At 68.1% G+C, this 16,676-nt stretch carries 19 protein-coding genes and 1 tRNA gene; 11 read left to right on the forward strand and 9 right to left on the reverse strand.

The genetic code is table 11. The annotated features are described in order from the left end of the window. Positions 1–9 precede the first annotated feature (9 nt). Both hpf and ptsN read left to right on the forward strand, forming a co-directional pair. Positions 10–663, forward strand: coding sequence for a ribosome hibernation-promoting factor, HPF/YfiA family (hpf, locus tag AC1RN5_RS17280; RefSeq protein ID WP_493042375.1), 654 nt, complete (start codon positions 10–12; stop codon positions 661–663). A 72-nt stretch (positions 664–735) separates the two neighbouring features. Then, the gene (gene ptsN, locus AC1RN5_RS17285; RefSeq protein ID WP_421933890.1) at positions 736–1,200 is read left to right on the forward strand and encodes a PTS IIA-like nitrogen regulatory protein PtsN; all 465 of its coding nucleotides are present in this window, start codon (positions 736–738) and stop codon (positions 1,198–1,200) included. A gap of 126 nt (positions 1,201–1,326) precedes the next feature. Here the strand turns inward: ptsN and AC1RN5_RS17290 are convergent, their stop codons facing one another. From AC1RN5_RS17290 to AC1RN5_RS17325, 8 genes are all read right to left on the reverse strand, one after another. Beyond that, positions 1,327–1,725, reverse strand: coding sequence for a GIY-YIG nuclease family protein (locus AC1RN5_RS17290; RefSeq protein ID WP_493042376.1), 399 nt, complete (start codon positions 1,723–1,725; stop codon positions 1,327–1,329). Positions 1,726–1,953: 228 nt separating this feature from the next. Beyond that, the gene (locus AC1RN5_RS17295; protein ID WP_421933891.1) at positions 1,954–2,220 is read right to left on the reverse strand and encodes a DUF1150 family protein; all 267 of its coding nucleotides are present in this window, start codon (positions 2,218–2,220) and stop codon (positions 1,954–1,956) included. Positions 2,221–2,265: 45 nt separating this feature from the next. Continuing rightward, positions 2,266–2,685 (reverse strand): Hsp20 family protein, encoded by a 420-nt coding sequence (locus AC1RN5_RS17300; RefSeq protein WP_493042377.1) that lies wholly within the window; start codon positions 2,683–2,685, stop codon positions 2,266–2,268. A 148-nt stretch (positions 2,686–2,833) separates the two neighbouring features. Beyond that, positions 2,834–3,298, reverse strand: a complete 465-nt coding sequence (locus tag AC1RN5_RS17305) for a chemotaxis protein CheW (RefSeq protein WP_493042378.1) — start codon at positions 3,296–3,298, stop codon at positions 2,834–2,836. A 1-nt stretch (position 3,299) separates the two neighbouring features. Next, positions 3,300–5,102 carry a methyl-accepting chemotaxis protein gene (locus tag AC1RN5_RS17310; protein WP_493042379.1) on the reverse strand — a complete coding sequence of 601 codons (1,803 nt, stop codon included), beginning with the start codon at positions 5,100–5,102 and terminating at the stop codon, positions 3,300–3,302. Between the two features lie 273 nt (positions 5,103–5,375). Continuing rightward, positions 5,376–5,960, reverse strand: a complete 585-nt coding sequence (locus tag AC1RN5_RS17315) for a pyridoxamine 5'-phosphate oxidase family protein (protein ID WP_493042380.1) — start codon at positions 5,958–5,960, stop codon at positions 5,376–5,378. A 276-nt stretch (positions 5,961–6,236) separates the two neighbouring features. Further along, positions 6,237–6,312, reverse strand: a tRNA-Ala gene (locus tag AC1RN5_RS17320). 188 nt (positions 6,313–6,500) lie between these two features. Continuing rightward, complete coding sequence (locus AC1RN5_RS17325) at positions 6,501–6,980, reverse strand: TIGR02300 family protein (protein ID WP_421933895.1); 480 nt, start codon at positions 6,978–6,980, stop codon at positions 6,501–6,503. Between the two features lie 117 nt (positions 6,981–7,097). On the opposite strand from AC1RN5_RS17325, the gene aroA reads away from it, so the two are divergent. From aroA to AC1RN5_RS17345, 4 genes are all read left to right on the forward strand, one after another. Next, entirely contained in the window at positions 7,098–8,420 is a 1,323-nt protein-coding gene (aroA, locus tag AC1RN5_RS17330) for a 3-phosphoshikimate 1-carboxyvinyltransferase (RefSeq protein WP_493042381.1), read from the forward strand. Next, positions 8,417–9,067 carry a (d)CMP kinase gene (gene cmk, locus AC1RN5_RS17335; protein WP_493042382.1) on the forward strand — a complete coding sequence of 217 codons (651 nt, stop codon included), beginning with the start codon at positions 8,417–8,419 and terminating at the stop codon, positions 9,065–9,067. The genes aroA and cmk overlap by 4 nt, the downstream gene beginning before the upstream one ends. 174 nt (positions 9,068–9,241) lie before the next feature. Continuing rightward, complete coding sequence (gene rpsA / locus AC1RN5_RS17340; protein ID WP_421933898.1) at positions 9,242–10,951, forward strand: 30S ribosomal protein S1; 1,710 nt, start codon at positions 9,242–9,244, stop codon at positions 10,949–10,951. Between the two features lie 315 nt (positions 10,952–11,266). After that, positions 11,267–11,551 (forward strand): integration host factor subunit beta, encoded by a 285-nt coding sequence (locus tag AC1RN5_RS17345; protein WP_215343259.1) that lies wholly within the window; start codon positions 11,267–11,269, stop codon positions 11,549–11,551. 3 nt (positions 11,552–11,554) lie between these two features. Here AC1RN5_RS17345 and AC1RN5_RS17350 read toward each other — a convergent pair whose 3' ends face one another. Further along, on the reverse strand, positions 11,555–12,421 hold the full coding sequence (locus AC1RN5_RS17350; RefSeq protein WP_493042383.1) for a phosphotransferase family protein: 867 nt from the start codon (positions 12,419–12,421) through the stop codon (positions 11,555–11,557). A gap of 58 nt (positions 12,422–12,479) precedes the next feature. On the opposite strand from AC1RN5_RS17350, the gene mscL reads away from it, so the two are divergent. From mscL to accD, 5 genes are read left to right on the forward strand one after another with little or no spacing between them, the layout of a single operon-like run. Further along, positions 12,480–12,905: a large-conductance mechanosensitive channel protein MscL gene (gene mscL, locus AC1RN5_RS17355; protein ID WP_493042384.1), complete on the forward strand. Its 426-nt coding sequence runs from the start codon at positions 12,480–12,482 to the stop codon at positions 12,903–12,905. A gap of 31 nt (positions 12,906–12,936) precedes the next feature. Beyond that, a complete protein-coding gene (locus AC1RN5_RS17360) occupies positions 12,937–13,581 on the forward strand; it encodes a phosphoribosylanthranilate isomerase (RefSeq protein WP_493042385.1) in 645 nt (214 codons plus the stop codon). A 42-nt stretch (positions 13,582–13,623) separates the two neighbouring features. Next, positions 13,624–14,847 carry a tryptophan synthase subunit beta gene (gene trpB, locus AC1RN5_RS17365; RefSeq protein WP_493042386.1) on the forward strand — a complete coding sequence of 408 codons (1,224 nt, stop codon included), beginning with the start codon at positions 13,624–13,626 and terminating at the stop codon, positions 14,845–14,847. Continuing rightward, on the forward strand, positions 14,844–15,677 hold the full coding sequence (gene trpA / locus AC1RN5_RS17370) for a tryptophan synthase subunit alpha (RefSeq protein WP_493042387.1): 834 nt from the start codon (positions 14,844–14,846) through the stop codon (positions 15,675–15,677). Before trpB ends, trpA begins: the two co-directional genes overlap by 4 nt. Before the next feature lie 4 nt (positions 15,678–15,681). After that, positions 15,682–16,614 carry an acetyl-CoA carboxylase, carboxyltransferase subunit beta gene (gene accD, locus AC1RN5_RS17375; protein ID WP_493042388.1) on the forward strand — a complete coding sequence of 311 codons (933 nt, stop codon included), beginning with the start codon at positions 15,682–15,684 and terminating at the stop codon, positions 16,612–16,614. The last annotated feature ends 62 nt before the right edge of the window (positions 16,615–16,676 follow it).

Below are 16,676 nucleotides of genomic sequence, written 5' to 3' on the forward strand. Positions count from 1 at the left end.
TGTGAGCTCATGCAAGTCTCGGTTTCCGGCAAGCATGTCGCCGTTGGGGAGGCCCTGCGTGAGCGGGTCACCGACGAAATCACCGGTTCTATCGGCAAGTACTTCGAACGCGGCGGCGCCGCGGACGTGGTCGTCAGCCGAGAGGGCCATTCCTTCAGAGTCGACTGCGCAGTCAAGCTGGCCACAGGCCAGGCGCTGCAGAGTCACGGTCTGGGCTCCGACGCCCACGGCGCCTTCGACCAGGCGCTGTCCAAGATCGAGACGCGAGTCCGACGTTACAAGCGAAGGCTGAAAAGTCATTCCACCGCGGCCAACGCCAAGGCCGCCGAAACCGCCGCCTATTTCGTGATCCGCGCCCCCGAGGGCGAGGAGGACGAGGCCTGGGACGTCGGCGACGAGGGCGAAACGTCGCACGGTCCCCATGCCCTGCCCGCCGCGATGGTCATCGCCGAAACGGAAAAGGACCTTCGGACCATGACCGTTTCCATGGCGGTCATGGAGCTGGACTTGACGGAATCTCAAACAATCGTCTTTAGGAACGCCGCTCACGGTGGATTGTCCGTGGTGTACCGCCGACCCGACGGGAATATCGGCTGGATCGACCCCGAACGCACCAAATCGCTGAACGGGAACGGACTGAACGGAACCCACGTCACGGCGTGACGTTCCGGCCCGGCCCGTGGCGATCTGGTCTTCCCACGGGCCGGTTTCTGTTTGTTTTGGGCGTCACGAACGATGTTGATCGGTGAGATTCTGGAACGCGCGGCCATCGCGCCGCGTGTCAGCGCCCCCAACAAGCGCCAGGTCCTGGCGGTGGTGTCCGAGGTGGCCGCGCGCCAGTTCGGCCTGGACGCCGGGGTGGTGCTGGACGCCTTGGCCGAGCGCGAGCAGGCCGGCTCCACCGGCGTCGGCTCCGGCGTCGCCGTGCCGCACGCCCGGCTCGAGGGCCTGCAGCGGATGCGCGGGGTGTTCGTGCGCCTGGACCATCCGGTGGACTTCGATTCCATCGACGACCAGCCGGTGGACCTGATCTTCGCCCTCTTCGCCCCGCCCAACGCCTCGACCGAACACCTGCGGACCCTGGCCCGGGTCTCGCGCCTGCTGCGGCAGGCCGACCTGCGCGAACAGCTGCGCCAGGCCCGGACGCCCGACGCGATCCATGCGCTCCTGGTGCAGGAAGCGCGGTCGAGCGCGGCCTGAGTTCGCCTCGCCTTCCGCCTCCCACCCCACAACCGTCATCCTCGGGCTTGTCCCGAGGATCCATGATCTCCGAGCTTCCGAAGAGGGCGAGGCGGGGCCGCCAGCGTCCTGCGGCCGCCGCGGAGTCTATGGATCCTCGGGACGAGCCCGAGGATGACGAACTATAGGTTGGATTGAAGGCACCCCCGTCTGCGTCAAGCCCGGATTGAGATGGGACAGGGGGCCTGGCGGCTCCGCAAACAGGCCTTCATAGAGGTCGTCCCAGTTTGGATTGTCCTGTTCGATCAGGTTGATCTTCCAGGCGCGATTGTACCGCTTCAGAGACTTTTCCCGCTGGATCGCGTCGACAATGCCATCATGACGTTCGAACCAGACGAGCCGTTTGACGCCATAGCGTGAGGTGAAGCCGCCCTTGGTCCCTTCGCGATGCTGACTGACCCGCAGGATCAGGTCGCTTGTCACACCGACATAGAGGGTGCCGTGCCTGCCGCTGGCCATGATGTAGACGGCGTTCCTCGCGCTCACTTCCCACCCTCATCGTCATCCTCGGGCTTGTCCCGAGGATCCATGATCTGAGCGGTTCAGGAAAGGGTGCGACGGCGGCGCGATGCGCTGAGCGGCCGCCACGGAGTCTATGGATCCTCGGGACAAGCCCGAGGATGACGAGGGGAGGGGGACTGGATGCGCCCAGACTCCCCCGCCCTGATCGCTTCGCGATCTGTCCCTCCCCCGAAAGGGAGGGCGCGTTGATCCTCAGTGCACCGAGACGGGGGCCAGTTCGTGGGCCAGGGCGGCGGCGACGGCGGAGTCCTTGTCGGTCATCACGGCCAGGCGTTCGCCGTCGGCGCGGTGGACCGCATAGAGGGTCTGTTCGGGATCGAGCTTGAAGCCCTCGATCTGGGCCGCCGGGGTCGAGGCGAGGATCTCGGAGGCCTTGATGGGCCGGACATAGACGAGATCGGGGGCGCCGAGGGCGGCGAAGGCTTCCGTCGTGAGATCTATCATCGTGTTAGGCGTCATCAGACCACCTCCTTGTAAGGGCAACGCGTACTAGGACCGCTGGGTTCAGCCGGCCGTCTGGATCGGGATCCGCTTGATGAGCTTGTCGGGCTCGGGGCGGGCGAGGTCGATGTGCAGCAGGCCATGTTCGAGCAGGGCCTTCTCCACCTCCACGCCATCGGCCAGGACGAAGCTTCGGATGAAGCCCCGGGCGGCGATGCCGCGGTGAAGATAGGCGTCCTCGGCCTTGCCCGCGTCCTCGCGCTTGCCGGCCACCACCAGCTGGCGGTCCTCCATGGTCACCTGCAGGGTGTCGGGGGTGAACCCCGCCACCGCGAGCGTGATCCGCAGGCCGCCGTCGCCGCGGTCTTCCACATTGTACGGCGGATAGCTCTCGGCGGCGGCCTTGGCGGCACGCTCGATGAGGCTGCGCGTGTGCTCGAAGCCGAGCAGGAAAGGTGAGTCGAAGACGATCGACCGGGTCATTTCAGAGTCCTCGCTGTAAGCGACTCTCCGGAAGACCGCCCGAGACCTGGCGCGGCCCACCGGATGACTCAGAAGATGGTGAGCGGGACGGCGGGTTTCAATGGTGGAGGTGGCCGCCCCCCGCCCCCCGCGCGTCCGGCCCCGGGCCCTAGGCGGCCAGCCGCTCCTGGGCCGGCAGCAGGGCGGAGACCACCAGACGGCTGAGCATCCGGCCCTCCAGGGGGATGATGGCGTCGACGAAGGCCGCCCCCGGCTCGCAGTCCATGGCCGGCGGGGTCTGCAGCAGGGCGGAGTCCACCATGAAGGTCTCCTGCACCGCATCGACCATCAGCCCCATCACCCGCTCCTCGTGCTGGACCACCACGAAGACGTGGCGCGAGGTGGCCTCGGTGTCCCCCAGACCCAGGCGGCTGCGCAGATCGACCACCGGCATGACCAGGCCCCGCAGGTTGATCACCCCCAGGACATAGGGCGGGGTGTGGGGCATGCGGGTGGCGGGGGTCCAGCCCCGGATCTCGCGCACCGACCGGATGTCGATGCAGAATTCCTGACCCGCGATCTCGAAGGAGATCAGTTCCAGGGCGCCGTCGGCCGGGTTTTCCAGGCCCGTCATCTCAGAACTCGGCCCATTCGCTGGCCACCGGCTGGGCCGCGGCCGCCGAGCCGAACGCCCCCTTCAGCCGGCCGCGCTGCTGCGCGACGGGATTGCGGGCGGCCACATGCCGTCCGGGGTCGGCCAGCTCCAGCCGCGCCCCGCCATGCACGACGGCGCCGGACTGGAAGCGGCTGACAAGCCGCACCAGCTCCCGGGCCTCGCCGCGCAGGCTGGAGGCGGCCGCGGTGGCCTGCTCCACCATGGCGGCGTTCTGTTGGGTCACCTGGTCCATCTGGTTGACCGCTGTGTTGACCTGGGCGAGGCCGGTGGCCTGTTCCTGGGAGGAGAGGGCGATCTCGGAGATCAGGCCGTCGATCTCGGCGACCTTCTCGGCGATGCCCAGCAGGGTCTCGCCGGTTTCGCCCACCAGCTTCACGCCCCGCTCGACCTGGGCGCCGGAGGTGGCGATCAGGGACTTGATCTCCTTGGCCGCGTCGGCCGAGCGTTGGGCCAGGGCCCGAACCTCGGAGGCGACCACGGCGAAGCCGCGTCCGGCCTCGCCGGCGCGGGCGGCCTCGACCCCGGCGTTGAGGGCCAGCAGATTGGTCTGGAAGGCGATCTCGTCGATCACGCCGATGATCTGGCTGATCTGCTTGGACGACCCTTCGATCTCCCCCATGGCCGAGACGGCCTCGCGCACCACCTCGCCGGAGCGCTGGGCCTCGGCGCGGGCGCTCGAGGCGGCGCCGGAGGCCTGTTTGGCGCCGGCCGCGCTGCGCCTGACGGTGGCGGTGATCTCATCGAGGGCCGCGGCGGTCTCCTCCAGGGAGGCGGCCTGCTGCTCGGTTCGCCGCGACAGGTCGTCCGACGCGCTGGCGATTTCATCGGCTCCCCCGCCGACGCTGGCGGTGGAGGCGGAGACCGCGGTCATGGTCTCCTGCAGGGTGGTCATCGCCGCGTTGAAGTCGGTGCGAACCTTCTCGAAGGCGGGGTCGATGGCGCGGGCGATGCGATAGGTGAGGTCGTTGTCGGCCAGCTTCGCCAGAGCGCCGGCGATCTCGTCCACGGCCTGGACCCGGCCGGTGATGTCGGTGGCGAACTTGACCACCTTGATCACCCGACCGTCGGAGTCGAAGATCGGGTTGTAGGAGGCCTGGATCCAGACCTCGCGGCCGCCCTTGCCGATGCGCTTGAACTCGGCGGCCACGAACTCCCCGGCGTTCAGCCGCCGCCAGAAGTCGTGATACTCCGCGCTCTGAGCGAAGCTCGGCTCGACGAACATCCGGTGGTGGCGGCCCTTGATCTCGGCGAGGTCGTAGCCGAGGGCCTTGAGGAAGTTCTCGTTGGCGTCGAGGACGTCGCCGTCGACGGTGAACTCGATCATGGCCTGGGCGCGGGATATGGCCTCGATCTTCCCCTCGAAGTCGGTGTTCCTCAGCTTCTGGGCGGTGATGTCGGTCGCCACCTTCACCACCTTCAGGACCTGGCCCCGGGCGTTCGTCACCGGGTTGTAGGAGGCCTGGATCCAGACCTCCCGGCCGCCCTTGCCGATCCGGCGATATTCCTGGGAGTCGAACTCACCGCGGCCCAGCTTGGCCCAGAAGGCCGCGTAGTTGGGGCCGCGCACCACCTCCGGGTCGACGAACAGGCTGTGGTGCCGACCCTTGATCTCCGAGAGGCTGTAGCCGAGGGCGGCGCAGAAGTTCTCGTTCGCCGTCAGGATCACGCCCTTGGGGTCGAATTCGATGATGGCGAGCGAGCGCCCGAGAGCTCCGAGGATCGCCGCGGCGTCCGCGTTGGAACCCATTTTCGTGCCGAACATGATGTCTCTCCCGACCACAAAAGCGATATTCGCGCTCAACAATGAGGCGATGATCGACTGCTCACCTAGGCTGGCCCTGCCGGTATTCGCGCTGCAATAGACGCCTGTAAGTAAAAGAAATGATAATGCGCAGCAAACGGAAGCATATCGTGCGATATATACTATACCCGCAATGAGTACATTCTTAGTTAGCGAGGACAATAATACTCAGAATGAGCATGAGGGCTGGATCGGGGGCGAAACCTGCCCCGCCCATGCCTGATCGGGGGGCGATCAGGCCCGGCGCGGCGGGACCAGGTCGGCGAACAGGGGGTGGGCCTTCCAGTCGGGTTCGACGGCGGGCCTGTCGGCCTGCGGGGCGTGGACCGAGGGGGTGGTGATCGTCAGGGTCGGGATGTAGCGCGGGCAGTTGGGGAAGATGTCGCGCGGGGTCACCCGGACCAGGAGCTGGGCGCCGGGGAATTCCGCCCTCCGCGGGTCGTCGGGGAGGAGCTCGGCGCTGCCGTTGACCCGCAGGCGCTGGGGCCGCTCGCCGGGGGACAGGAACAGCAGACCGACCTGGGGATTGACCGCCAGGTTGCCGAGGCTGCGGAACATGCCGTTGCCGTCATAGTCGGGGAAGATCAGGGCGTCGGGGGCGACGACCCGGGCGAAACCGGGCGGCCCGCCCTTGAAGGAGCAGTCGGGCCGGCCCTGCTCATCGGCGGTGGCCAGGAAGAAGAAGCTCTGCTCGCCGATGAAGGCCGCGTCCCGGTCGGTGAACTCCCCGTGGCGCAGGGTCTCGTCCAGCCGGTCGGCCAGGGCGCGGCTGCCGAAGGCGTCCTGCAGGTCGCGTTGGCCCTGGTGGTATGTGGACATGGTTGGCTCCCCGGCGCTGGCTGAGGATAGCATCAGAAGGCCCGGGCCTTGGAAGGCGGCAATCACCTCCACCGCTTCTCCCGGCGAAGGCCGGGACCCGGATTCATCCGGAGCGGTTCGAGATTGTCCCTAGACCCTTTGAGGGCCGAATGAGGTCGGAGTGGGTTTCACCTGGGTCCCGGCCTTCGCCGGGATGAGCGGAGTGGGGCGGCCAGGCGGCGGCGGCGTCCGCGCCCCCAAATGGAAACGGCCGCTTCCGGTGGGAAGCGGCCGTTATGGTGGAGCTTAGCGGAGTCGAACCGCTGACCTCTTGCATGCCATGCAAGCGCTCTACCAGCTGAGCTAAAGCCCCGAGGTCTCGGGTTTCTCCGGAGGCGGCTGGAAGGCCCTCCCCGAAGAGGCGCGGAACCTAGTCTGACAGTTCGCGGCGATCAAGCCCGCCTGCAAGGAAATTTGCAGGCGGCTTGTCGCAGGCGAAGAGATCAGACTTTTCGAGTGTGACGGGCGCCAAAACCGGTTCCCACTTTTGGCTGTCACCCTCTAGCGGTCCTCGACGTCGCCCTCGCCGGGCAGACCCTCGATTTCGGTGTCGTCGAAGTCGTCCTCGTCGTCCTCTTCCAGGAAGGGCACGTCGTCGGTGTCCTCCTCGAGGTCTTCCTCGTCCTCGGAGAAGCCGGCGAGCTCGTCCTCGGGCGTGGCGCCCGGTTCGGCGTCGTCGTCATCGTCGTCGCCGGGGATGATGGGGGCGTCGACCACTTCGTCGAGTTCCGGGGTGACGACTTCTTCTTCTTCCTCGTCGTCATCGGCCTCCGACTTGCCGCGGACTTGAGCTTCGCCGTCCTCCTCGACCTCGTGGTCGGTGGGGGCGACGCGCGATCGGCTGCGGCGGCTGCGGACCGCCTCGTCCGGATCGAACTCGGTTCCGCATTTCGGGCAGTGGGCGGGACGACGGGTGAGGTCGTAGAACTTCGCTTGGCAGTTCGGACAGATCTGCTTTGCGCCCAGTTCGGGATTGGCCAAGGGCTAAGCCTCTAAGGGGTTCGAATGAAGCCGGGTCCCTTGCCACGGGCGGGCGCCGCTGTCAAAAGCAAACCCCCTCGTGACAACAGCAGAGCCTTAAGGAGGCTTGGCAATCCCATGACGTCGGCAGGACTGACCGCGCAACGCGGCGGCCCGCTGCGGGGCCGCGTGCGCGCCCCGGGCGACAAGTCGATCTCCCACCGCGCCCTGATCTTCGGGGCCCTGGCGGAGGGGACGACGCAGATCGAGGGGCTTCTCGAGGGCGACGACGTGCTGCGCACCGCCGCGGCCATGCGGGCGTTCGGCGCCGCCGTGACCCATCTGGCGCCCGGCGCCTGGCGCGTGGAGGGCAAGGGCGGGTTCGCCGAGCCCGAGGACGTGATCGACTGCGGCAACGCCGGCACCGGGGTGCGGCTGATCATGGGGGCGGCGGCGGGGTTCCCGATCAGCGCCACCTTCACCGGCGACGCCTCCCTGCGCGGGCGGCCGATGAACCGGGTGATGAAGCCCCTGCGGGAGATGGGGGCGGTCTTCGCCTGCCGCACCGGCGGGCGGCTGCCGCTCACCCTGCAGGGCGGGGGCCTGAGGCGCATCGACTACCGCCTGCCCGAGCCCTCGGCCCAGGTGAAGTCGGCGGTGCTGCTGGCGGGGCTGCACGCGGCCGGCGGGGCCGGCGTCATCGAGCCGGAGCCGACCCGGGACCACACCGAGCGGATGCTGCGGGCCTTCGGGGCTGTGGTCGAGGTGGAGGACCGCGACGGCGCCCGCCACATCAACCTGGCCGGCGGCCAGAGGCTGACGGGGACGAGGATCGTCGTCCCGGGCGACCCCTCCTCGGCGGCCTTCCCCCTGGTGGCGGCCCTGATCACCCCGGGCTCGGAGGTGACGGTGGAGGGCGTGCTGCTGAACGGGCTGCGCACCGGCCTCTTCACGACCCTTCAGGAGATGGGCGCGGACCTGACGATCTCGAACCTGCGCGACGAGGGCGGGGAACAGGTGGGCGACGTCACCGCGCGCTGCTCGGCGATGCGCGGGGTCGAGGTGCCGGCGAGCCGCGCGCCCTCGATGATCGACGAATATCCCATCCTGGCGGTGGCCGCGGCCTTCGCCGAGGGCCCGACCCACATGCGCGGCATCGGCGAGATGCGGGTCAAGGAGAGCGACCGCATCAGCCTGATGGCGCAGGGGCTCTCAGCCTGCGGCATCGGGGTGCAGGAGGAGCCGGAGGGGCTGATCGTGGTGGGCGCCGCGCGCGCCAACCACCCGGCCGCCGGCGGGGCCAAGGTGGTGACCAAGGGCGACCACCGGATCGCCATGTCCCACCTGGTGATGGGCCTGGCCGCCGAGGCGCCGGTCAGCGTCGACGAGCCCGGCATGATCGCCACCAGCTTCCCGGGCTTCGTCGAGATGATGCGCGGGCTGGGCGGGGACCTGGCGTGAAGCCGCCCTTCATCATCACCGTCGATGGCCCCGCCGCCTCGGGCAAGGGGACCATCGCCCATCGGCTCGGCGCGCTCTACGACGTGCCGGTGCTGGATTCCGGCCTGCTCTACCGGGCGGTGGGCGTGCTGACCCGCCGGGCGGGCAAGGACCTCGACAGCGAGCAGGACGCCGGCGCCGTGGCCATGACCCTGACAGCGGCCATGCTGGACGATCCCGAATTCCGCACCCGCAGCGCCGGGGAGTGCGCCAGCCGGGTGGCGGTGCATTCGGCGGTGCGCCTGGCCCTGCGCGACCTGCAGCTGGCCTTCGCCCGCACCCCCGGCGGGGCGGTGCTGGACGGCCGCGACATGGGCACGGTGATCTGCCCGCAGGCGCCGGCCAAGCTCTATGTCACCGCCAGCCCGGAGGTCCGCGCCCAGCGGCGCTGGAAGCAGCTGCGGGCCCAGGGGGAAGAGGTCAGTCTGCCGGAGATCCTGGAGGACATCCGCAAGCGCGACGAACGCGACGGGGGCCGCGCCGACAGCCCCATGGTGCCCGCCGACGACGCCGTCTTGCTGGACACCAGCGAAATGACTATAGAGCAGGCCACCGATGCGGCCCGCCGCACGGTCGAGGCGGCGCGAGCCCGGTGGGAAACCTCCTGACGGGCAATCCAAACGCACCCTTCCCTCGATGGCTGCGGGCGAATTTCACCGCGCTGGGGTCCGCCCCGACGCCTTCGGTTTGCAACCCTTAACCCGACGCCGGGACTCCGACCGCTCATGCGGATCGGGCCAACTCCGTTTCCCGGACGGCGTCACTGAAGACGAAAGAATATTATGGCTGACGATATGAGCCTGAACCCCTCCCGCGACGACTTCTCGGCCCTGCTGGACGAATCCATGGGCGGCCGCGACTTCATGGAAGGCGTGGTGGTCAAGGGCATCGTGGTCGGGATCGAGAAGGATTTCGCGATCATCGACGTGGGTCTGAAGACCGAGGGGCGCGTGTCCCTGAAGGAATTCGGCCAGGAAGGCGACGACCAGACGCCGATCGTGGTGGGCTCCACCGTCGAGGTCTTCCTCGAACGCGTCGAGAACGCCATGGGCGAAGCGGTGATCAGCCGCGACAAGGCCCGCCGCGAGGAGGCCTGGACCCGTCTGGAAGGCGTCTACGAGAAGAACGAACCGGTGATGGGCTCCATCGTCGGCCGCGTGAAGGGCGGCTTCACCGTCGACCTCGGCGGCGCCTCGGCCTTCCTCCCGGGCAGCCAGGTCGACATCCGCCCCGTGCGCGACGTCGGCCCGCTGATGGGCAAGGAACAGCCCTTCGCCATCCTCAAGATGGACCGTCCGCGCGGCAACATCGTCGTCTCGCGTCGCGCCATCCTGGAAGAAGCCCGCGCCGAACAGCGCACCGAGCTGGTCTCCCAGCTGCAAGAGGGTGAAATCCGCGAAGGCGTGGTCAAGAACATCACCGACTACGGCGCGTTCGTGGACCTCGGCGGCATCGACGGCCTGCTGCACGTCACCGACATGAGCTGGAAGCGCGTCAACCACCCGAGCCAGGTCCTGGCCGTGGGCGACACCGTCAAGGTGCAGATCGTCAAGATCAACCCCGACACCCAGCGCATCAGCCTCGGCATGAAGCAACTGCAGTCCGACCCCTGGGACGGCGTGGAAGCCAAGTACCCCGTCGGCGCGAAGTTCACCGGCCGGATCACCAACATCACCGACTACGGCGCCTTCGTGGAGCTGGAAGCCGGGGTCGAGGGCCTGGTCCACGTGTCGGAAATGTCCTGGACCAAGAAGAACGTCCACCCGGGCAAGATCGTCTCCACCTCGCAAGAGGTCGAGGTCGTGGTCCTGGACGTCGATCCGTCCAAGCGTCGCGTCTCGCTGGGCCTGAAGCAGGCCATGGACAATCCTTGGGACGCGTTCGTCGCGGCGCACCCGGTCGGTTCGACCGTGGAAGGCGAGGTCAAGAACGCCACCGAGTTCGGCCTGTTCATCGGCCTGGAAAACGACATCGACGGCATGGTCCACCTCTCGGACCTCGACTGGACGGCGTCGGGCGAAGAAGCCATCGCCAAGTATCACAAGGGCGAAATGGTCAAGGCCCGGGTGCTGGACGTCGACGTCGAGAAGGAACGCATCTCGCTCGGCATCAAGCAGCTGGCCGGCGATCCGATGGTGGGCGACGGCTTCCGCAAGGGTCAGACCGTCACCGTCACCGTGACCGAAGTCACCACCGGCGGCATCGAAGTCCGCTTCGGTGAGGACGAGGCCCCGATGACCGCCTTCGTGCGCAAGTCGGACCTGTCCCGCGACCGCGCCGACCAGCGTCCGGAACGCTTCGCCGTCGGCGATCGTGTCGATGCCCAGATCACCAATGTCGACAAGGCCGCCCGTCGGGTGGGTCTGTCGATCAAGGCTCTGGAAATGGCCGAGGAAAAGGAAGCCATCGAGCAGTTCGGCTCGTCGGACTCGGGCGCCTCCCTGGGCGACATCCTGGGCGCCGCCCTGCGCGAGAAGGCCAAGAACGACTAAGCCTCGTCGTCTTGCCTGAATAGGTTGAGAGCGGCGGATCGGGAAACCGGTCCGCCGTTTTCTTTTTCGCCAATGGCACTATCCTGAGTTGACCGGGCGCAGGGCCGGTTCTGTGTCAGGTGACGTCAGCGTGTCGGTCGGGGATGTTCGAAGGGGGGAGGAGTCCAGGGCTCAGCCCTTCCACCGCCCCGATTTGGGGACGATGAGCCTAAGCTTTCGGCGCAGATCATGGTCGATGGGACGTAAACCCTTTTCCTGCCTTGAACATCCTCAGGGACTCGACCATGTTCCGCAGCCGAAAGACCGGAAGAAGGCATGATCAAGTCTGAGCTGATCGCCAAACTCGCTGAGGAAAACCCGCACCTCACCCAGCGCGACATCGAGCGCGTGGTGGGGGTGATTCTCGAGCGGATGATCCAGGCCCTGGAGAACGGCGGCCGGGTGGAGCTGCGTGGCTTCGGCGCGCTGTCCGTCCGCTCGCGCGACGCCCGGGCCGGGCGCAACCCGCGCACCGGCGAGGCCGTCGAGGTCCGCGCCAAGCACGTGCCCTTCTTCAAGAGCGGCAAGGAACTGCGCGAGCGGCTCAACGCCGACGAATAGGCCTCAGGCCTCGATCGCCGCGTTGAGGCTCTTGACGCATAGAGCGTAAAGCGCGGGTTTGGTCGCCTTGGTGCTGAGGTAGAAGAAGCTGTAATAGAGCCAGTAGAGCCGGGTCGCCTCCTCGAAACCAGGCACGGTCTGCGCCTGGCTCGCCGCATAGGCCCGGTCGGCCTTGTCGTCGAAGAAGAAGGCCGCTGAGGTCAGGTCCAGTAGCGGATCACCCATCACCGCCTGGACGCTGAAGTCGATGACCCCAGTGACGAGGCCGGCTTCGTCCACCAGCACATTGCCCGGATGATAGTCGCCATGGGCCAGTCGCCGCGGCGCCTCGGCGCGGGCCTGGGCCAGGCCATCGAACACTCGCAGAACCGCCGCGGGCGCCTGCAGGTCGGCCAAGGCCCAGGGCGCCTCCTCGAGGGACGTCCGCGCGCGGCGGGTCAGATAGTTCGGCCAGGCGTCGGCGCGGATGGGCGCCTCGCCCAGAATCTGGCCGTGATAGGGCGCGTCAAAGAGGATCAGTTGAATCTCGCCCGCGGCGGCCATGTAGCTGGCCAGCGCCCGAGTGCGCGCCTCCGGCGCGGCGGATTCCAGAAAACGGGTCAGTTCGACGCCCGGAATGCGGGGCTCGACCACGCAGGGACAGCCGCCAATCTCGCGAACCTCTTCAAAGCGCGGAATCTGGAAGTCGACGGCGCGTCCGTCGAGCCTGCGGTAGAAGGCGTCCAGGGCCTGGACCTGGGCCAACGGTGTGTCGTCCGAGAACACCCGCAGCACGGCCTCGGCGCCCAGACCATAGGCGCGACTCTGAACCCCCGCGCCCAGCAGGTCGGCCTCCGTCACCCCAAAATGCTTTAGCGCCTGCTCGCTCACGCTTGACCCGATTCAGCCCGCTCATGATCCTGACACATCCCTAGGCCAGAGCGTCACCATGAGCATCTTCAGCGAATTCCGGGAATTCATCGCCCGGGGCAATGTCATCGACCTGGCCGTGGGCGTGATCGTCGGGGCGGCCTTCAATGACATCGTCAAAAGCCTGGTGGACCAGGTGGTGATGCCCCCCATCGGCCTGCTGCTGAGCGGGGTGGACTTCTCGCACCTGGAATTCGTGCTCAAGCCGGACAATCCGATCACCAAGGCCAACGAACTGGTGGCCATCCAGTACGGCGCCTTCCTCAACACCATGATCAAGTTCACGATCGTGGCCTGGGTGGTGTTCCTGATCGTCAAGGGCGTGAACGCCGTGCGCCGCAAGGACGCCCAGGCGCCCGCGGCCCCGCCGGCCCCCACCGCGCAGGAAGCCCTGCTGATCGAGATCCGCGACCTGCTGAAGAGCCAAGGCGCGGCCAAGCCTTGAATTTCCAAGGCCGGCGCCCCTTATCGGGCCCATGACGATCGCCACCAAGATCTGCGGCCTGTCCACGCCCGAGGCGGTGAGCGCCGCCGTCGACGGCGGGGCGAGCCACATCGGCTTCATCTTCTTTCCCAAGAGCCCGCGAAACATCGCCCCCGACGCCGCCGCGCGCCTGACGCCCCCGGCGCGGGCCAAGAACGTCAAGGTCGTCGCCGTCACCGTCGATCCCGACGACGAGCTGCTGGCGCGGCTGTCGACCCTCCTGAAACCCGACCTCATCCAGCTGCACGGCGCCGAGACCCCGGCCCGGGCCCGCGACGTGGCCCGCCGCACCGGGGCCGGGGTCATCAAGGTGATCCCCGTCACCACCGCCCACGACCTCTCGGCCGCCAAGGCCTATGAGGCGGCCGTCGACCACCTGATGTTCGAGGCCAGGGCGCCGGCCGACTCCGAACTGCCCGGCGGCAACGGCGCGCGCTTCGACTGGGGCCTGATGATGGGCCACCGCTTCCAGCGGCCCTGGCTGCTGGCGGGCGGGCTCGATCCCTGGAACGTCGTCGACGCCGTGCGGCTGTCGGGCGCGCCCATGGTGGACGTTTCCTCTGGCGTGGAGCGCGGTCCCGGCCTAAAGGACCCGGCCTTGATCACGGCGTTCCTTGAAGCCGTACGCCGCGCCTGAACGTATTGCCTGAGCCCCGATCCCGAGCCGAGTGATAGTGACGTGAACGCGCCTGCCGCCAAACCCAACGACTATGCCGCCTATCCCGACGCCGCCGGGCGGTTCGGGGACTATGGCGGGCGCTACGTCCCCGAGACCCTGATGCCCCTGGTCCACGAGCTGGACGCCGCCTACCAGGCGGCCAAGGCCGATCCGGCCTTCCAGGCCGAGCTGTCGGGGTTCCTGAAGCACTATGTGGGCCGCCCCAGCCCGCTCTATTACGCCGAGCGGCTGACCGAGCATTTCGGCGGGGCGAAGATCTATCTGAAGCGCGAGGAGCTGAACCACACCGGCTCCCACAAGATCAACAACTGCATGGGCCAGATCCTGCTGGCCCGCCGCATGGGCAAGACCCGGATCATCGCCGAGACCGGCGCCGGCCAGCACGGGGTGGCGAGCGCCACGGTCTGCGCCCGCTTCGGCCTGCCCTGCGTGGTCTATATGGGCGCCGTGGATGTGGAGCGGCAGAAACCCAACGTCTTCCGCATGAACCTGCTGGGGGCCACGGTGGAGTCGGTGACCTCCGGGTCGGCGACCCTCAAGGACGCCATGAACGAGGCCCTGCGCGACTGGGTCACCAATGTCGCCGACACCTATTACATGATCGGCACCGCGGCCGGCATGCACCCCTATCCGGAGATGGTCCGCGACTTCCAGTCGGTGATCGGCCAGGAGGTGCGCCGCCAGATCCTGGAGGCCGAGGGCCGGCTGCCGGACGCCGTCGTGGCCTGCGTCGGCGGCGGCTCCAACGCCATCGGCATCTTCCACCCCTTCCTCAACGACGAGGGCGTCCAGCTCATCGGGGTCGAGGCGGCGGGCGAGGGCATGGACAGCGGACGTCACGCCGCGGCCATCAATGGCGGCCGTCCCGGCGTCCTGCACGGCAACATGACCTATCTGCTGCAGGACCCCGAGGGCCAGATCACCGAGGCCCACTCGATCTCGGCGGGCCTGGACTATCCCGGCATCGGCCCCGAGCATTCCTGGCTGCACGACGTCGGCCGGGCCACCTATCTCACCGCCACCGACACCGAATCCCTCGACGCCTTCAAGCTGTGCGCCGAGCTGGAGGGTATCCTGCCGGCCATCGAGAGCGCCCATGCGCTGGCCCGCCTGGCCGACGTCACCCGCGACGTGGGCAAGGGCGGCATCGTGGTGCTGAACCTGTCGGGCCGCGGCGACAAGGACGTGGCGACCGTCGCCGCCCACCTGGGACGCACGATTTGACCAAGGCTCGTATCGACGCGCGTTTCGCCGCGCTGAAGGCGGAGAACCGCGCCGCCTTCGTGGCCTATGTCATGGCCGGCGACCCGGACTACGACACCGGCCTGGAGATCCTCAAGGGTCTGCCGGCCGCCGGCGCGGACCTGATCGAGGTGGGCTTCCCCTTCTCCGACCCCATGGCCGAGGGCCCGCCGATCCAGCGCGCGGCCCTGCGCGCCCTGGACAAGGGGATGACGCTGACCAAGACCCTGGCCATGATCGCCGAGTTCCGCAAGGGCGACCAGACCACGCCGATCATCCTGATGGGCTACGCCAATCCCCTGGTGAACCGGGGCTTTTCGACCTTCGCCAAGGACGCCGCCGCCGCCGGGGCCGACGGCCTGATCGTCGTCGACATCCCGCCGGAGGAGGCCGATCCCCTCGCTGACGCCCTCGACGCCGAACAGATGTCCCTGCTGCTGCTCTCGACGCCCACCAGCGACGACGCCCGCCTGAAGATCATCGCCCGGCGCACCTCGGGCTTCGCCTACTACGTCTCGGTGGCGGGGGTGACCGGGGTGAAGGAAGCCGACGCCGCGGTGGTGGCGCCCCATGTGGCCCGTGTCCGCGCCGCCGGCGGCCTGCCGGTCTGCGTCGGGTTCGGTATCCGCACGCCGGAGCGCGCCGAAGCCGTGGCGCGAGTCGCCGACGGCGTGGTGGTTGGCTCGGCCCTGGTCGAGGAGATCGCCGCGGCCCTGGCAATGAACGAAACCGTGACCACGCGGGTTCTTTCCAAAGTAGATTCCTTAGCTAAGGCTGTGCGCTTCGCGCGAGTCGCTAGCCCGACGGTGTAGACCCATGGCGATGGCTGAGCACAGAAACGACAAGTCCCAGAAGCCCCCGAGCGTACCCACGCCGCGGGAGCGGGGCGGATGGCTGGCCAAGATCGCGCCGGGCGTGCGCAACCTGGTGGCCAAGCGCGAGACCCCGGAGAACCTCTGGGTCAAGTGCCCCGACACCGGCGAGATGATCTACCGCTCGGACCTGGAGGCGGCCCTGTGGGTCACCCCGTCCGGCAACCACATGCGGATCGGCGCCGCCAAGCGCCTGGAATACACCTTCGACGACGGCAGCTATGAGCGCATCGCCTCGCCGACCGTGGTGGAAGACCCGCTGAAATTCCCCGACGACAAAGCCTATCCCGACCGCTTGAAGGCCGCGCGCAAGGCCACCGGCGAGCAGGACGCCATGGTCATCGCCTATGGCGCCATCAAGGGCCAGAACGCCGTGGTGGTGGTGCAGGACTTCGCCTTCATGGGCGGCAGCCTGGGCATGGCCGCGGGCGAGGCCTTCATCAAGGCCGCCCAGGAGGCCGTGCGCCGCCAGGTTCCCTTCGTGATCTTCACCGCCTCGGGCGGCGCGCGCATGCAGGAGGGGACCCTGTCCCTGATGCAGCTGGCCCGCACCACGGTGGCGGTCAACGAGGTCAAGGAAGCCGGCCTGCCCTACATCGTGGTGATGACCGACCCCACCAGCGGCGGGGTCACCGCCTCCTACGCCATGCTGGGCGACATCCACCTGGCCGAGCCCAACGCCATGATCGCCTTCGCCGGCCGCCGGGTGATCGAGCAGTCGATCCGCGAGACCCTGCCGCCGGGCTTCCAGCGCGCCGAGTTCCTGGTGGAGCGCGGCATGGTGGACCGGGTGGTGACCCGCAGCGAGATGACCACGGTGCTGGGCTCCATCCTCAAGACCCTCATGATGGGACGCAACGCTTCCAAAGCCGCCTAGATCACACGCGGATCGCGGGCGGGGTTCCCACGTCTCCACCCGCTCCAGTCCCATCCAGCCCT

The sequence above is a fragment of the Phenylobacterium sp. GW821-FHT12F10 genome (assembly GCF_058806695.1).